Source organism: Mesorhizobium sp. CCNWLY176 (assembly GCF_037153935.1).
In the GTDB taxonomy this organism is placed as follows: domain Bacteria; phylum Pseudomonadota; class Alphaproteobacteria; order Rhizobiales; family Rhizobiaceae; genus Mesorhizobium_M; species Mesorhizobium_M zhangyense.
In genome coordinates this window covers 165957-182435 of sequence record NZ_JBBBDZ010000008.1, presented here as the reverse complement: position 1 = coordinate 182435, position 16479 = coordinate 165957, and the positions used below count along the sequence as shown (strand labels likewise).

The 16479-nt window shown below is 61.4% G+C and carries 13 protein-coding genes; 6 read left to right on the top strand and 7 right to left on the bottom strand.

Going from position 1 to position 16479, the window contains the following annotated elements; all coding sequences use genetic code 11:
* The first annotated feature begins 89 nt into the window (after positions 1–89).
* Both WBQ96_RS15550 and WBQ96_RS15545 read left to right on the top strand, forming a co-directional pair.
* Complete coding sequence (locus WBQ96_RS15550; RefSeq protein WP_336551453.1) at positions 90–488, top strand: NADH:ubiquinone oxidoreductase subunit NDUFA12; 399 nt, start codon at positions 90–92, stop codon at positions 486–488.
* Positions 489–738: 250 nt separating this feature from the next.
* Entirely contained in the window at positions 739–1176 is a 438-nt protein-coding gene (locus WBQ96_RS15545) for a DUF2155 domain-containing protein (protein WP_442920841.1), read from the top strand.
* Between the two features lie 18 nt (positions 1177–1194).
* On the opposite strand, the gene aat is transcribed toward WBQ96_RS15545, so the two are convergent.
* The 6 genes from aat to WBQ96_RS15515 all read right to left on the bottom strand — a co-directional run bounded on the left by aat (position 1195) and on the right by WBQ96_RS15515 (position 6693).
* Positions 1195–1812 carry a leucyl/phenylalanyl-tRNA--protein transferase gene (aat, locus tag WBQ96_RS15540; protein WP_336551449.1) on the bottom strand — a complete coding sequence of 206 codons (618 nt, stop codon included), beginning with the start codon at positions 1810–1812 and terminating at the stop codon, positions 1195–1197.
* 107 nt (positions 1813–1919) lie between these two features.
* Positions 1920–3263 carry an acetyl-CoA carboxylase biotin carboxylase subunit gene (gene accC, locus WBQ96_RS15535; protein WP_336551447.1) on the bottom strand — a complete coding sequence of 448 codons (1344 nt, stop codon included), beginning with the start codon at positions 3261–3263 and terminating at the stop codon, positions 1920–1922.
* A gap of 7 nt (positions 3264–3270) precedes the next feature.
* Entirely contained in the window at positions 3271–3732 is a 462-nt protein-coding gene (accB, locus tag WBQ96_RS15530) for an acetyl-CoA carboxylase biotin carboxyl carrier protein (protein WP_336551445.1), read from the bottom strand.
* Positions 3733–3761: 29 nt separating this feature from the next.
* A complete protein-coding gene (aroQ, locus tag WBQ96_RS15525; protein ID WP_336551443.1) occupies positions 3762–4196 on the bottom strand; it encodes a type II 3-dehydroquinate dehydratase in 435 nt (144 codons plus the stop codon).
* A gap of 134 nt (positions 4197–4330) precedes the next feature.
* Positions 4331–5152 carry a DsbA family protein gene (locus tag WBQ96_RS15520; RefSeq protein WP_336551441.1) on the bottom strand — a complete coding sequence of 274 codons (822 nt, stop codon included), beginning with the start codon at positions 5150–5152 and terminating at the stop codon, positions 4331–4333.
* 146 nt (positions 5153–5298) lie between these two features.
* A complete protein-coding gene (locus tag WBQ96_RS15515; RefSeq protein WP_165114411.1) occupies positions 5299–6693 on the bottom strand; it encodes a M48 family metalloprotease in 1395 nt (464 codons plus the stop codon).
* 134 nt (positions 6694–6827) lie between these two features.
* Here WBQ96_RS15515 and WBQ96_RS15510 point away from each other — a divergent pair, with 134 nt between their 5' ends.
* Both WBQ96_RS15510 and WBQ96_RS15505 read left to right on the top strand, forming a co-directional pair.
* Complete coding sequence (locus WBQ96_RS15510) at positions 6828–7976, top strand: pyridoxal phosphate-dependent aminotransferase (RefSeq protein ID WP_336551439.1); 1149 nt, start codon at positions 6828–6830, stop codon at positions 7974–7976.
* Between the two features lie 10 nt (positions 7977–7986).
* The gene (locus tag WBQ96_RS15505; RefSeq protein ID WP_336551437.1) at positions 7987–8916 is read left to right on the top strand and encodes a glutaminase; all 930 of its coding nucleotides are present in this window, start codon (positions 7987–7989) and stop codon (positions 8914–8916) included.
* Between the two features lie 83 nt (positions 8917–8999).
* On the opposite strand, the gene WBQ96_RS15500 is transcribed toward WBQ96_RS15505, so the two are convergent.
* A complete protein-coding gene (locus tag WBQ96_RS15500; RefSeq protein ID WP_336551435.1) occupies positions 9000–11894 on the bottom strand; it encodes an Rne/Rng family ribonuclease in 2895 nt (964 codons plus the stop codon).
* A gap of 656 nt (positions 11895–12550) precedes the next feature.
* On the opposite strand from WBQ96_RS15500, the gene WBQ96_RS15495 reads away from it, so the two are divergent.
* Entirely contained in the window at positions 12551–13783 is a 1233-nt protein-coding gene (locus WBQ96_RS15495) for an N-acetylmuramoyl-L-alanine amidase (RefSeq protein WP_165113607.1), read from the top strand.
* 220 nt (positions 13784–14003) lie between these two features.
* Positions 14004–16460 (top strand): penicillin-binding protein 1A, encoded by a 2457-nt coding sequence (locus tag WBQ96_RS15490; RefSeq protein WP_336551432.1) that lies wholly within the window; start codon positions 14004–14006, stop codon positions 16458–16460.
* The last annotated feature ends 19 nt before the right edge of the window (positions 16461–16479 follow it).

Sequence of the window (16479 nt, the reverse complement as noted above, 5' to 3'; positions counted from 1 at the left end):
GGCCCGCTTCGCAGCTAAACTCTTGCCATTCGCGCCTGCGAAAGCCATAAGGCATCGTATTGATCGACGCGCTTGCCGCGAGGAATCCGATGAAGAATTTCTTCCTGCAGTTTTTTACCTGGTGGAGTGGGCAGACGCTCGGCACACGTCTCCATACCTGGCGCTACGGCACCAAAGTCGGCCAGGACGATTGGGGCAACGTCTATTACGAAGGCGGCACCGATTCGGAAGGCCGCACGCGCCGCTGGGTGATCTATAGCGGCACGTCCGAAGCCTCCAAGATTCCGCCCGGCTGGCATGGCTGGATGCATCATCGCGTCGACACCGCGCCGTCGCAGGAGGACTACACCGCCCGCGAGTGGCAGCAGCCGCACCAGAGCAATCTCACCGGAACATCGGCAGCATATCGCCCGAAGGGCTCCGTGCTTGGCACCGGTCACCGCCCTCAAGTTACCGGCGACTACGACGCCTGGACGCCCGGCGCATAAGTGTGCGCCGGTTCGGTATGTTCTCGCCACATTCCTTGGTTAACTGCTTGTTGATGACAAAGCGGCGATATGCCTTGGTGGGTGAGAAATCATCCCAGGCGCAACTTCCGGTATTTTCCATATGACGATCTTCAGCCGAATTCTGCAGCGCAAAGTCTTGACCGGCGCCCTTGTGGTTTCGGCGATGATGATCGCTGCCAGCCCGGTGCGGACCTATGCGCAGGAGCAGTTTCCGCTCGATGGCGATGAGATGCCGCTGGACGATGTGCCGGCCCAGCCCCAGCAAGAGCAGCAAGCGCCGGAGACTGACGAAGAGGTGAAGCCGGAGCCCGCGCCGAAGGTCGAGCGCATGAAGAACCCGGTCGCGGAGTTTTCCGGCATCGACAAGATCACCGGCCGCATCACGTCGTTCGACGTCTACATCAACGAGACCGTGCAGTTCGGCGCGCTGCAGGTGACGCCGCGCGTCTGCTATTCGCGGCCCGAGGCAGAAGAGCCCAAGACCGATTCGTTTGTCGAGGTGGATGAAATTACGCTCGACCGGAAAATCCGCCGTATCTTCACCGGCTGGATGTTTGCCGAAAGCCCGGGCCTGAACGCGGTCGAGCATCCCGTCTATGACGTCTGGCTGAAGAGCTGCAAGGCGAAATCGGACGTGCCTGCACCCGACACCGCGAAGTCAAACTGATCCTCGGTTGAGTAGCGCTCACGGGTAGAAGACGGCTTCGCCGCGCAACGCCCTTTCCAGCATCTTTTCATATCTGCCGCGCGGCACGTCTACCGCGCCGAAGCGCTTCAGATGCTCAGTGGTGAATTGGGTGTCGAGCAAGGCGAAGCCTCGCGCGTTCAACCTTTCCACGAGATGCACGAGGCAGACTTTCGACGCGTCCGTCTCCTTCGAGAACATGCTTTCACCGAAGAAGACGCGGCCAAGGCTGACGCCGTAGAGCCCGCCGACAAGGCGGTCGTCGCGCCACGCTTCGACCGAATGGCAATGGCCGCGCTCGAACAGGTTGATATAGGCCTCGCGAATCGGGGCGTTGATCCATGTCGTCTGGCGTTCGTCGCGAACTTCGGCGCAACCGTCGATGACGCTGGCAAAGTCGCTGTCGAAGCGAATGTCGAAGCGGTTCTGGCGAATCGCCTTGCGCAAGCTCTTGGGAACGTGGAAGGCATCGAGCGGGATGACGCCGCGTGTCTCCGGCCGAACCCAGAAGACTTCGGGGTCCGAGGCGCTTTCGGCCATCGGGAAGACGCCCGATGCATAAGCCTTCAGCAAAAGCTCAGGCGGAATGCGATAGCCGGGGGCATATGGACGGGTCATAAAACCTCACAAGTATAAAAGAAACGCGCCGAAACGCGTTTCCGTCAACTTGGTCTTTCGGACGCTACGCACAATACCCGGTACGACTCGACCGGGATGATCAAGCACTATTCCGTCTCGGCGAGGTGCTTTTCCAGCCAATGGATATCGTAGTCGCCATTTGCGATGTCGGGGTTGCCGACCAGTTCGCGAAACAGCGGCAGTGTCGTCTTGATCCCATCGACGACGAATTCGTCGAGCGCGCGGCGCAGGCGCATCATGCATTCGACGCGGTTGCGGCCGTGCACGATCAGCTTGCCGATCAGGCTGTCGTAGTATGGCGGGATGCGATAGCCGGAATAGACGCCGGAATCGACGCGAATGCCGAGGCCGCCGGGCGTGTGGAAATGCGTGATCGTGCCGGGCGAGGGCACGAAGGTGCGCGGGTCCTCGGCATTGATGCGGCATTCGATGGCATGACCCTGGAAGCGGATGTCTTCCTGGCGCACGGAAAGCCCGCCGCCTGAAGCGACGCGGATCTGCTCATGCACGAGATCGATGCCTGTGATGGCTTCCGTCACCGGGTGCTCGACCTGGAGACGGGTGTTCATCTCGATGAAATAGAACTCGCCATTCTCATAGAGGAACTCGATCGTTCCGGCGCCTGAATAGCCGAGATCGGCAATCGCCTTGGAGCACACTTCGCCGATCTTCATGCGTTGTTCTTCGTTCAACGCGGGCGAAAAGGCTTCCTCCCAGACTTTCTGGTGGCGGCGCTGCAGGGAGCAGTCGCGCTCTCCAAGATGGATGGCGTTGCCGGCTCCATCGCCGAAGACCTGGATTTCGATATGGCGGGGCTTTTCGAGATATTTTTCGATGTAGACCGCGTCGTCGCCGAAGGCAGCACCTGCTTCGCTGCGCGCCGTCTGTAAGGCTTCGACAAGATCGTCCTCGGTGCGCGCAACCTTCATGCCGCGGCCACCGCCGCCGGCAGATGCCTTGATGATAACCGGATAGCCGATGTCTGCGGCGATGCGCTTGGCCTCGCCTTCGTCGGAGACCGCACCGTCGGAGCCCGGAACGACCGGAATGCCGAGACGCTTGGCCGTGCGCTTGGCCTCGATCTTGTCGCCCATGATGCGGATATGATCACCGGAGGGGCCGATGAAGGTGATGTTGTGCGCAGCCAGTATGTCGGCAAACTTGGCGTTCTCGGACAGGAAGCCGTAGCCCGGATGGACGGCATCGGCGCCGGTGATCTCGCAGGCCGCGACGATCTGGTGGATGTTCAGATAGCTGTCGCGCGAGGGCGGCGGCCCGATGCAGACGCTTTCGTCGGCGAGGCGCACATGCATGGCGTCGGCGTCAGCCGTCGAATGGACGACGACCGTCTGGATGCCGAGTTCCTTGGCAGCGCGCAGGACCCGAAGGGCGATTTCGCCGCGATTGGCGATGAGGATTTTCTGGAACATCCGGGGCCTATTCGATGACGACCAGAGGCATGCCGAACTCGACCGGCTGGGCGTCCTCGATAAGGATCGCCGTCACGGTACCGGCGCGCGGCGAGGGGATCTGGTTCATCGTCTTCATGGCTTCGATGATCAGCAAGGTCTGGCCCTCCTTGACCGCCTGCCCAACCTCGATGAAGGATTTCGCGTCAGGCGACGGTGCCAGGTAGGCGGTGCCGACCATTGGCGAGGGCACGGCGTTTTTCGAAACGTCCGGTACTGCCGGAGCGGAAGCCGTTGGTTGCGGGCCTGGTGCCGTCTGCGTGAATACCGGGGCAGGGGCAGCGACGGCATGGACGGTCGGTGCCTGGCGCGAGACGCGCACCTTCAGGTCGCCGAGTTCCACTTCGATCTCGGTCAGGTTGGTGTCGTTCAGGATGCCGGCGAGATCGCGGATCATCTGTTGGTCAACACCGGGCTTCTTTATCGACATGTTCGAGCCTTTTCTTCTGGTCCGGCCGCCTAGAGGCGGGCGGCGAGCGCCTGCAGCGCCATTGTGTAGCCAAGCGGGCCGAAACCGCAGATCATCCCGACCGCCACCGGAGCGACCATGGAGACGTGCCGGAACGGCTCGCGCGCGTGAATATTGGAGAGATGCACTTCCACGAGAGGCAGCGGCGCAGTCGCGCGAATCGCGTCGTGAATGGCAATGGAGGTATGCGTATAGGCGCCTGCGTTGAGGATCACGCCGACGGCCTTGTCTGCGGCTTCGTGGATCCAGTCGACGAGGTTGCCCTCATGGTTCGATTGCCGAAACTCGATGGCAAGGCCGAGTGTTTCGGCGCTCTTGCGGCAATCGACCTCGATGTCGGCAAGGGTCTTGCCGCCATATATGCCCGGCTCGCGCTTGCCGAGCATGTTGAGATTGGGGCCGTTCAGAACGAAAACCGTATTCAATATGCAATATCCCTTATTCCGCGCCGATCGCCGACCGGCGCGCCGCACCCTCTATAATGGGCTTAGGCCGCCGCGAAAAGAGCGCAAGTGGGTTCTTTCGCTGTCCACAGGCCGGCGTGTCCGTGCGGGGTTTCCTAATTGGCGGCCGACGATGCGGTCTTGGCCGCCTTGATCTTCTCGGCCAGCACATCCTTGCCGAGCGCGCCGAACACCACCTCGTTGCCGACCACGTATGACGGGGTGCCGGTGATGGCGAGCTTGTTGGCGAGATCGTAGGTCTTGGAGAAGTTCTCCATGATGGCGGGGTTCTTCATCTCTTCGCGCAGCTTTGCCTCGTCGATGCCGAGCGCCAGCGCGATCTTGACCGCACTTTCCTCGCCCGCACGACCCTGTCCACCGAGGAGCTGGTTGTGGAACTCTTCGAATTTTTCCGGCGCAAGCTTCAGGAATGCCTGCGAGACGACATGTGCCTTTTGTGAATCCGGGCCGAGGATCGGGAATTCCTTGAGCACGAAGCGCAGGTCCGGGTCGGTCTCCGTCAGCGCCTGCATGTCGGCCTGGGCGCGCTTGCAGTAGCCGCAATTGTAATCATAGAACTCGACGATCGTAACCTTGCCGTCCGGGTTGCCGACGACGCCGTCATGGGCCGAATTGAAGATGTCGGCCTTGGCGTCCTTGATGATGTTGAGGCTGGCGACGCGCTGCGCCTCCTGCTGCTTGTCTTCCAGCGCCTGCTGAGCCTCCAGCAGGACTTCCGGGTTCTTCAAGAGATAATCCCGGACGATGGTCTCGATTTCAGCGCGGTCGAGATTCGCAGCATTTGGCGCAGTCGAGCTTGTTGCCTGTGCGAGCGTCTGGGCAGTCGCTGTCTCTGGCCGTCCCGCCATGAAGCCGAAAGCCAGCATCGCCAGCGCGATTGCCGTGCCGGTGGTGCCAAACAGAATTGCCTTGTTCATCTCGTTACTCGTCCTTGCCAGAGAATCTGCGCATGCCCGCTCTTTTCCGCACTCCATAGCAGGAGTTTGACGCTGAAGAGGCAAAGTAGCCGCGCGTTGTGTAAAAATTGTTGCATGCCGGTGCAGAAAGCCCAACCGGCGGTCATTCACTTTTTCGGAGTGCGGAAGTTTATGATGTCCTGCGCTCGCACCCAACCCGGCGTTCCGGGCTTGAATTTCGTCTGCGCGCGGGCGGCGAAAATCTTGGCGTCCTGATACTTGCCGCCGTAGAAATTGCCTTCCGCCGTTGCAAGCTCCGCCTCGGGGATTTCGCCCAACTGGCCATAGGCCTGCGCCAGATAGCGATAGCCGACAGCGTTCTCGCGGTCGCGATCGAGGCCGTTGCGAATCTGGACAATCGCCTTTTTCAACGAATCCGGCGTGCCGACCGCGATCAGTGCCTGGCCATAGGAGATCGGCAGGATGCCGGACTTCACCGGGTCGAGCTGAACGGCTTTTGCATAGGCTTCGGCAGCCTTGGCAGGCTGATTGGATTTCATCAGGATGTCGCCGCGCAGTTCCTGGAAATAAGGATTCTTCGGCTGCTGCTTGATCAGCGACTCGACTTTGGACGAGGCCGATCCAAGATTGCCATAGAGAAACGTGTTCAGCGTATCGCCATACTGGGCGGCGAGGCCTTTCGGGTCCTTGCGGAACATGCGCGAGGTCGCGCCCTGGCCGTCGGTGAAGGCTGCGATCTTGGCACGCATCATGTCGTGGCGCAGTTGCAGCGTGGGCGAGTCCTTCTTGTCGAAATAGGGGCTTTTGCGCGCCAGTTCTTCAAGGTTTGCGATGCGGTCCTGCGGCATCGGATGGCTGATCTGATAAGGATCGACGCGCGCGCCGGACAGCGAGAGCGCACTCTGGAAACGCTCGAAAGTCGTCAGCATGCCCTTGGTCGACTGGTTGGTCGCTTCGAGATAGGTGACCGCTGAGCGGTCGGCGGTGTTTTCCTCGGTGCGCTGGTAGCTGAGCAGGCCGCGCCGTGCCATCTCGCCGCCGCCCATGGCGATACCGCCACCGGCCTGGGCCAACTCACCCGACTTGGTCGCCGCACCCGCCACGATCGCGCCTGCGCCGAGGAGGCCGGCGACGATTGCCATAGTCTGGGCGCGGGCAAGCTGTTCGCGCAGCCGCTCCTGGTGGCCGCCGGCGATGTGCCCGGCTTCATGCGCGATGACGCCGATGATCTCGTTAGGCGTCTCCGATTGCATCAGCGCGCCGGTGTTGATGAACATGCGGCGGCCGGCAACAAAGGCGTTGAAGCGCTTGTCGTTGATGAGGATGATGTCGATGCCGGACTTCGAAATGCCGGCAGCCCGGAAGATCGGCCGCGCATAATCGCGCACCAGCGCTTCGATTTCGGCGTCGCGCACGATCGGAAGATTGGCCTGCGCGAATGCGGTGACTGTCGTTGTCGTCGAAACGGCTACGGCCAATGAAGCCGCAAGGAACGAGCGCGCCGTTTTCGAAGCGAATGCCGAAAGAATATTTGCCTGCATCATGATGCCTACTGGTAAACGAGCGAAAGCTCGATGAAAAGCTCGGACACAAAATGGATGAACTTGTGATCCCCATAGCAATAGGGCATTTGTGCGGCGCAGCTTTCAAAGCGGCGACGTAAGTGGATGAAAGAATGGTTGTTTCGCTTTCCCGACGCGGCGATGTCGAGCCGTTTCACGCCATGGACGTTTTGGCCGAGGCCAATCGGCTGAAGGCGCTTGGCGTGCCGGTCATCTCCATGGCTGTCGGCCAGCCATCCGATCCGGCGCCGACGCTGGTGCGCGAAGCGGCGGCGCGGGCGCTGCAGGACGGGCGCATTGGTTACACAGATGCGCTTGGCACCGCGACGTTGCGCAAGGCAATCGCGGCGCATTATGGCGAACACTACGGTATCGACGTACCGCCGGCGCGCATCGCCGTTACGACCGGCTCGTCGGCGGCTTTCAATCTGGCTTTCCTGGCGATGTTCGATCCCGGCGACCGCGTGGCGATTGCCGCTCCCGGCTATCCGGCCTATCGCAACATCATGAAGGCGCTCGGCCTCGATGTGGTCGAAATCGAACTCGAGGGGGCGGCCTACCTGAATGCGGCTCATCTGGAGAGCGCGCATCGCGAAAAGCCGCTCAAGGGCGTGCTGTTTGCCAGCCCGGCCAATCCGACCGGAGCCGTCGTGCCGCCGGACGAACTTGCCGCATTTGTGACAATGGCGGAAAACCTCGGCATTTCAGTGATTTCCGACGAAATCTATCACCGGCTTGCCTATTCCGGGCCGGATACGACTGCGCTTGTTCACAGCAACGACGTGACCGTCATCAACTCATTCTCCAAATACTACTGCATGACCGGTTGGCGGATCGGCTGGATGGTGTTGCCCGAGAAACTGGTGCGGCCGATCGAGCGCATCCAGCAGAGCCTCTACATCTCCGCGCCCGAACTTTCGCAGATCGCGGCTACCGAGGCGCTCAAAGCGACGGCTGAACTGGAGGCCGTGAAGGCGCGCTATGCCTGGAATCGCGATCTCCTGATGCGTCGGCTGCCGGAAATCGGCTTTGCGCTGGCGGCACCCATGGATGGCGCTTTCTATGCCTTCTGCGATGTTTCGCGGCTGACCAATGACAGCATGGATTTTGCGCGGCGCATGCTGGCCGAGGCGCATGTGGCTGCCACTCCCGGACGCGACTTCGATCCGCTTGCAGGCCACCGCTTCATGCGCTTGTCCTATGCCGGCAGCCATGACGATATGGTCGAGGCGGTGGCGCGCATCGAGCGCTGGCTGAAATAGAGGGGCAAACATGGCGGATCTGGAAGAGGTGCTGCCTGCGCTCGCAGCCGAAATGGCCGAGCGCGGCGACCGGGGCGAGGTGGCGACCTATATCCCGCAACTCGGCAAGATCGATCCGAAGCGATTCGGCATTGCCGTGGCGCTGACGGACGGGCGCGTGGTGACCGCTGGGGACGCTGACGAAGCCTTTTCGATCCAGAGCATCTCCAAGATTTTCACGCTGACGCTGGCGCTGGGCAAGGTCGGCGACGCGCTGTGGCGGCGGGTCGGGCGCGAGCCGTCGGGAAATCCGTTTAACTCGATCGTCCAGCTCGAGCGGGAACTCGGCATTCCGCGCAACCCGTTCATCAATGCCGGCGCGATCGTGGTGACCGACGTGCTGCTGGCAGATCATCAGCCGCGCGAGGCGATTGGCGAAATCCTGCGTTTCATCCAATTCCTGACCGATGACGACACCATTATCATCGACCGGGATGTGGCAGCGTCCGAGCGGGCGACGGGCTTTCGCAATTTTGCGCTGGCCAACTACATGCGCTCTTTCGGCAATCTAAGCCACGAGCCGGAAATGGCGCTCGGCGTCTATTTCCATCATTGCGCCATCGCCATGAGCGCCCGGCAACTGGCATTGGCCGGCCGCTTTCTCTCGCATGGCGGGCTGAACCCGGCGACGGGGCACTCGGTCGTGTCGGCCGAGCGTGCGCGCCGCATCCTGGCGCTGATGCTGACCTGCGGCCATTATGACGGCTCTGGCGACTTTGCGTTCCGCGTCGGCATTCCCGGCAAGAGCGGTGTCGGCGGCGGCATATTGGGGATCGTGCCGGGGGTCGCTTCGATGGCGGTGTGGTCGCCTGGGCTCAATGAGAACGGCAATTCAAAGCTTGGTTCCATCGCATTGGAAAAGCTGGCGAAAATCATGAACTGGTCGATCTTCGCACCCTGATCATCTGGCGCTTTCCGGCCAAGAAAAATCCCGCGTCACCTTCCGGTCACGCGGGATTTTTTATTCAGCTATCTGGCGATGGCTTAGAAGAAGCTCTTGCGCTGCCACCAGCCGCCCTTCTTGGGCTTGTCGTCGGTTTCCGGCTGCGAGGATTCCACCACAGGCTCCGCCGCTTTTGCAGGAGCGGGTTTTGGTGCCGGTGCCGGTGCCGGAGCTTCCGCGACCGGCTCGGCAGCTTCGGCCGCCGGCGCAGGCTCGGCCTCCTTCTTGCGGCGCGGCGCGCGCGGCTTGGCAGGCTTCTTCCCGGTAGGGGCCGGAGCTTCCTCGACCACTTCGGCGACCGCTTCGACAGCAGCCTCTTCCGCCTTTGCCTTCTTTGGCTTTGCGGTGCGACGAGCCTTTTTCGGCTTTTCCTCGGCCGGAGCTTCGTCGGCTGGAGCAGCCTCGACCGCGACGGTTTCGCTTACCACTTCAATGGCCGCGACTTCGACGCCTGCCTCGTCTTCGGAAGCCTCGCCGGATTCGGCAGACTGTTCGCCCTCGCCATCCTTCTCGCGATTGCGCCTGCCGCCGCGCTTGCCGCGCCGGCGCTTCTTGCGATCGGCCTCTTCGGCTTCGCTGGCAGCGGTTGCTGCCGCATCGGCGTCTTCGCTTTCGTCGTCGTCACCAGCGTCAGCCTGAACCGACGTGTCGGACACGGTTGCTCCTTCTGCCGGGGCCGCATGTTCGCGGTCGCGATCCTTGCCGCCACGCCGACGCCGGCGCTTGCGGCGCTTGCGGTCGCGCTGGTCGCCGTCCTCGGCCCGCTCGGTGCGAGCAGGCTGTGCCTCGGTAACTGCGATTTCCTCGACTTCTTCCTCTTCGACGATTTCGTCTTCGATCTCTTCCGGCTCGATATAGGTCGGGGCAGGGATCGCATTCGGCGAGACGAGCGGCTTCTCGGCAACCGCGCCGCGCGTGATCACATGATGCTGCGCGCCGACGGTGTCGTCGGGCTCGAGCGTGATGGTGACGCCGAACTTATGCTCGAGTTCCACCAGCGTGCTGCGCTTGTGGTTCAGCACATAGAAGGCAGTCGCCACCGGGGTGCGCACGGTGATGTGGTGGCGCGAGTCCTTGAGCAGGAATTCCTCGATCGCGCGCACGACCAGCAATGCCACCGACGAATCGGAGCGGACATGTCCGGTTCCGCCGCAATGCGGGCAGGGCTTCATCGTCGATTCGAGCACGCTGGCGCGGATGCGCTGGCGCGACATCTCCATCAGGCCGAAATGCGAGATGCGTCCGACCTGGATGCGGGCACGGTCGTTCTTCAGATGGTCCTTGAGGCGCTTTTCAACCGCACGGTTGTTGCGGTTCTCCTCCATGTCGATGAAGTCGATGACGATCAGGCCGGCCAGGTCGCGCAGGCGAAGCTGGCGGGCGACTTCCTCGGCGGCTTCAAGGTTGGTCTGAAGCGCCGTGTCCTCGATCGAATGTTCCTTGGTGGAGCGCCCGGAGTTGACGTCGATGGCGACCAGCGCCTCGGTCTGGTTGATGATGATGTAGCCGCCGGACTTCAGCGTCACCTGCGGCTGCACCATGCGGTCGAGCTGGGCTTCGATGCCGTTGCGGGCAAAGATCGGCGTGGTGTCGCGATAAGGCTGGACGACCTTGGCATGGCTGGGCATCAGCATGCGCATGAAGTCCTTGGCCTCGCGGTAGCCATCCTCGCCGGCGACGAGAACCTCGTCGATATCCTTGTTGTAGAGATCGCGCACCGAACGCTTGATCAGGCTGCCTTCCTCGTAGACGAGGGCGGGCGCGGTCGATTGGAGCGTCGTGTTGCGGACGGTTTCCCACATCCGCATCAGATATTCGTAGTCGCGCTTGATCTCGGCCTTGGTGCGGCTCTCGCCGGCCGTACGCAGGATAACGCCCATGCCCTGCGGCACTTCGAGGTCCTGGACGACTTCCTTGAGGCGCTTGCGGTCCTGCGCATTGGTGATCTTGCGCGAAATGCCGCCGCCGCGCGCCGTGTTGGGCATCAACACGGAATAGCGACCGGCGAGCGACAGATAGGTCGTCAGAGCCGCGCCCTTGTTGCCGCGCTCTTCCTTGACCACCTGCACCAGCAGGATCTGCCGGCGCTTGATGACTTCCTGGATCTTGTAGTGCTTGCGCATCGGCTTGCGGCGATTGCGCACTTCTTCAAGCGCGTCCTCCGCACCGACCGATTCGACGCCATGGTCGTCGTCATGCGAACCGGAGACTTCCTCGACGCGTCCGCGGACGTTCTCGGAAGGAGCCTCATCGCCATCGGAATTCGTGGAAGCAATTGCTTCGTCGACCGGTTCGGAGACGACATCTCCATCAATGGCTGCTGCCATCGACGGTCCCTTGTCATTCGAAGGGGTTTCGTCGTCGGACTCTTCTGCACTGCCTTCATCGCCGCTGTGGGCTATTTCCGGCGAAGCATCTTGCTCGGAAACGGCGGTTTCGCTCTCGTCGCTTTCAAAGGCTTCGACAAAGACCGCATGCTCATCGGAATCGCTCTCGGCGTCCGAGGCTGCACCTTCGTCACCCGATTCGGAACCGGCGCGCTGTTCGTCACCGCTGCGAGGACGGTTCTTGCCGCCGCGCCGACGCTTGTTGCGGCCGCGATTGCGGTCGGAGCGGTCTTCGCCGTCTTCGTCGTCCTCATCCTCGGCGTCTTCCGCCTCGGCACGCAACAGCGCCTGACGGTCCGCAACCGGGATCTGGTAGTAGTCGGGGTGAATTTCGCTGAAGGCGAGGAAACCGTGCCGGTTTCCGCCGTATTCGACAAAGGCCGCCTGAAGGGAAGGTTCGACGCGCGTTACGCGGGCGAGATAGATGTTTCCTTTGAGCTGCTTCTTGTCCTGGGATTCAAAGTCAAATTCTTCAATGCGGCTACCGCGTACTACGACAACCCTTGTTTCCTCCGGGTGGGAGGCGTCTATAAGCATCTTGTTGGGCATTATCTTGTTTCCTGCCGGCAGCCGCCAACCGTGTCAGCCGCAGCGAGATCCGCTGCAGACCATGCGGTGAAAAGCGCATGCCGGGCATTTTAACGTCCGCTGGCCGCTGCCGAAGCGCCATAGACAAGCCGCCCGCAGCCGGAATGGCGCGGTAAGATGCGGAACTTGCCATGATTGCGCTTGAAGCCATCGTAGCCTTGCGGAACCTTTTGAACCAAAGCCCGGAAAATCCGGACCAGCTGTTTTGCTCCTATGAGCCGGCACGGAATGTCTTTCCGGCCGTTTTCCTCACCTCAAGGGTTCCAAGTCAGCGGAAGCACCCTGAAGAAATCCGTCGCGACCACCTAACGCCCTCTAATCGCCGCCGCGATTTGAGCCGTTGTTTCGTCGCTTGACCGAATATGGAAGCTGCGCAGTAACGGTTCCAGGCATTGCGATGGTCCAGTACCGCTTTTATGATTTGGCGGGGTTCAAAGCAACCCCGATTCAGATGCCGGCAAAAAGCCGTTGAGAACTTACGGGGACAGCACAAAGACAATATCAAAAAGGCTTGGTTAACCTTATGCCGATACCAATCGTTAATCAGCGCGCGGGCTTATCGCGTCTGCGCCGGATGTCTGAACGGTGATCTTGGAAGAGTGCATAGGGTGGCGGAAATGGGCCTTGCCGGGATGAGACGGAACGTCGTCCGCATCGGAAGTTCGTTCCTTTTTCTCGTTTTGGGCCTGTTTGTATTCCTGTCCTCTCCCGTTTCTGCGGCGCCGCTCGAGGCGCATGACTACAAGATGGCCGGCGACGCCGTGCATATGCGCATCGTCATGAATTTCGACCAGGAGCCCGAGCCCAAGTGGTTTTTGCTGCGGGGGCCGCATCGCCTGGTGATCGATCTGCCTGAAACCAAGTTCAAGCTCGACTCAAAAGAGTTGAAGGCGCGTGGGCTGATACAGAATGTCCGCTTCGGAAAGCTGGAGGAGGGCACATCTCGCCTGATCCTCACGGCGAAAGGGCCATTCACCGTCGAAAAGCTCGACGTGCTGCAAAACGAGGATTCGGCCGGCTACAGGCTGGTCGCTGATATCACTGCAGCCTCCGATCGCCAGTTCGAAGAAGCGCTTGCCATCCAGTCGCAGACGACAGGTTCGACGGAGACGACGGCCAAGGCCGACCGTATCGGCCAGGCGGCTGCCCGGACCGCCAAGAAATTTACTGTCGTGATCGATCCCGGACATGGCGGAATCGACAGCGGCGCCGAGGGTGTGAGCGGCACGCAGGAAAAGTCGATCACACTGGCCTTTGCGCTGGAACTGCGCGCCAAGCTCGCCGAAAGCGGCAAATACGATATCTATATGACCCGCGACAAGGACGAGTTCCTGCGGCTGGACGAGCGGGTGCGGATCGCGCGCCAGCACGAGGCAGACATCTTCATCTCGATCCACGCCGACACGATACGCTTGAAGGGCATTCGCGGGGCGACCGTCTATACGGTGTCGGACAAGGCTTCCGACGCCGAGTCGCAGGCGCTTGCCGATCGCGAAAACCTGTCCGACCAGCTTGCGGGCATCGAGATCAAGGACGAGAATCAGGAAGTCGCCGATATCCTGATCGAGCTCATCAAACGCGAGACGCATGGCTTCTCGATGAAGTTCGCCAAGTCACTGGTCGGCGAACTGGCGAACTCGGTCGGCCTCATCAACAATCCTCACCGGTTTGCCGGTTTCCGGGTTTTGAAGGCGCCTGATGTGCCGTCGGTGCTGGTGGAACTGGGCTATCTTTCGAACCCGAAGGACGAGGAACAGTTGCGTAATCCCGATTGGCGTGGCAAAGCGGCGGAAAGCATCTCCAATGCGGTTGCGTCATTCGCAGCTGCGAAAACGGCGGCGGGCGGCTGACGCGCGAAGTGATTGCGCCGGTCGTTCTGTTTTTTTGGCGTTGCGTAAGCACAACAGTTTGCGGTTAAATGATGCGTAATCCGAAGGGCTTGGCCAAGCTGCCGCATTTTGCCCACATCGGCGCGACATTGCTTGGCCGCAAAGGATCGGGGTTTCTCGAGCGTCTTGCGAGGGGCGCTCTTTTGGCAGAGGAACTCCCGACCCACGGACTGGAGCGGGCATGATTCGTCTCATCGGCTATTTTTTCGGCATCGGCACAGCGTTTGCGCTCCTCATGGCGGCAGGCGTGGCGGTCTATCTTGGCCATATCACCAAGGATTTGCCGGATTACGAGGTTCTGGCGAAATACGAACCGCCGGTGACCACCCGCATCCACGCTTCGGACGGTGCATTGATGGGCGAGTTCGCGCGCGAGCGCCGGCTGTATCTGCCGATCCAGGCTGTGCCGGACCGCGTGAAGGCCGCGTTCCTGTCGGCCGAAGACAAGAATTTCTACAACCATCCCGGCGTCGACCTGACCGGCCTCGGCCGCGCGGTCATCACCAATCTGCGCAATATGGGCTCGGGTCGCCGGCCGGTTGGCGCTTCGACGATCACGCAGCAGGTGGCGAAGAACTTCCTGCTGACCTCCAACCAGACCTACGATCGCAAGATCCGCGAGATGATCTTGGCCTTCCGCATCGAGCAGGCATACTCGAAGGATCGTATTCTCGAGCTCTACGTCAACGAGATCTTCTTCGGCCTCGGCGCCTATGGCGTCGCCGGTGCGGCACTGACCTATTTCAACAAGTCGGTCAATGAACTGACGGTGGCCGAAGCCGCCTATCTCGCCGCGCTGCCCAAGGGGCCGTCCAACTATCATCCGTTCCGCTACACCGACCGAGCGATCGAGCGCCGCAACTGGGTGATCGACCAGATGGTCGACAACGGTTACGTCTCGCGCGAAGAAGGCACCAAGGCCAAGGCCGAGCCGCTGGGTGTTACGCCGCGCCGCAATGGCAACTACGTTTTTGCCGGCGAGTATTTCACCGAGGAAGTGCGCCGCGAAATCATTTCGCGCTACGGCGAGAATGCTCTCTATGAGGGCGGCCTTTCGGTTCGCACCACGCTTGATCCGAAGCTGCAGCGCCTTGCCCGCAAGGCGATGCAGCACGGGCTTCTGAAATACGACACGCTGCGCGGCTACCGTGGACCCGTCAAGAACATCTCCATCGACGGGGACTGGGGCAAGGCTCTCAGCGAGGTCAAGGGCCTCGACGACGTGCCCGAATGGCAGCTGGCCGTCGTGCTCGATAGTTCCGCTTCCGGCCTGACCGTCGGATTGCAGCCCAAGCGACAGGCCTCTGGCGATATCGTCAAGGAGCGCGAGCAGGGCACGGTTGCCAAGGACGATATGAGCTTCGCCATGCGCCATCTCGTCAACGGGCAGCGCGTTAAGGCGAACTCGCCTGCCGACGTGCTGAAGCCCGGCGATGTGATTTTCGTTGAGCCGAAGCAGGGCGCGGAAGGAGCCTATATGCTTCGCCAGCCGCCGGAGGTTTCGGGCGGTCTTGTCGCGATGGACCCGCATACGGGCCGTGTCCTGGCGATGGTCGGCGGCTTCTCCTATTCGGAATCGGAGTTCAATCGCGCCACGCAGGCGATGCGCCAGCCCGGCTCGTCGTTCAAGCCGTTCGTCTATGCGGCGGCGCTCGACAACGGCTACACGCCTGCCTCCGTGATCATGGACGGCCCGATCACCATCAAGGTCGGAAACACCACATGGACGCCAAAGAACTATGACGGCAAGTCGGCGGGGCCGGCGACGCTGCGCTCGGGCATCGAGCGCTCGCGCAACCTGATGACGGTTCGCCTGGCCAACGACATGGGCATGAAGCTGGTGGCGGAATATGCCGAGCGCTTCGGTCTTTACGATCATCTGGCGCCTTATCTGCCGATGGCGCTCGGTTCCGGTGAAACCACCGTCATGCGCATGGTTTCGGCCTATTCGGTGATGGCCAATGGCGGACGCCAGATCAAGCCGTCGCTGATCGATCGCATTCAGGACCGCTACGGCAAGACCGTCTTCAAGCATGACGATCGCGGCTGCGAAGCCTGCGTGGCGACCGAATGGTCGGATCAGCCCGAGCCTGAACTGACGGACAATTCCGAGCAGGTGCTCGATCCGATGACCGCATATCAGATCACTTCCATGATGGAAGGCGTGGTCATTCGCGGTACCGCCATGACGCTGGCCGAACTCGGCCGCCCGATCGCCGGCAAGACCGGCACGACCAATGATGAAAAGGACGCCTGGTTCGTCGGGTACACGCCGAACCTCGTCATGGGCCTCTATATGGGCTTCGACAAGCCGCAGGGCCTCGGCAAGGGCTCGACCGGTGGTGGTCTTGCCGCGCCGATCTTCAAGGAATTCATGGGTGATGCCATGAAGGGCATGCCGATCGTCGACTTCAAGGTGCCGGAAGGCATGAAGCTCATCGCCATCAACCGCAAGACCGGCATGAGAGCGTCGAAGGGCGATGGCGGCACGATCGTCGAGGCGTTCAAGCCGGGAACCGGTCCTGCCGACAGCTACTGGATTATCGGTATGGGCGAGGACGGCGGCAATGGCAGCGGGGCTGCCCTTTCGCCGCGCGCCAGCCAGGCCATCACACAGGGCGGCGGCGGCCTCTACTGATCTGGGATATTTGCGAAGG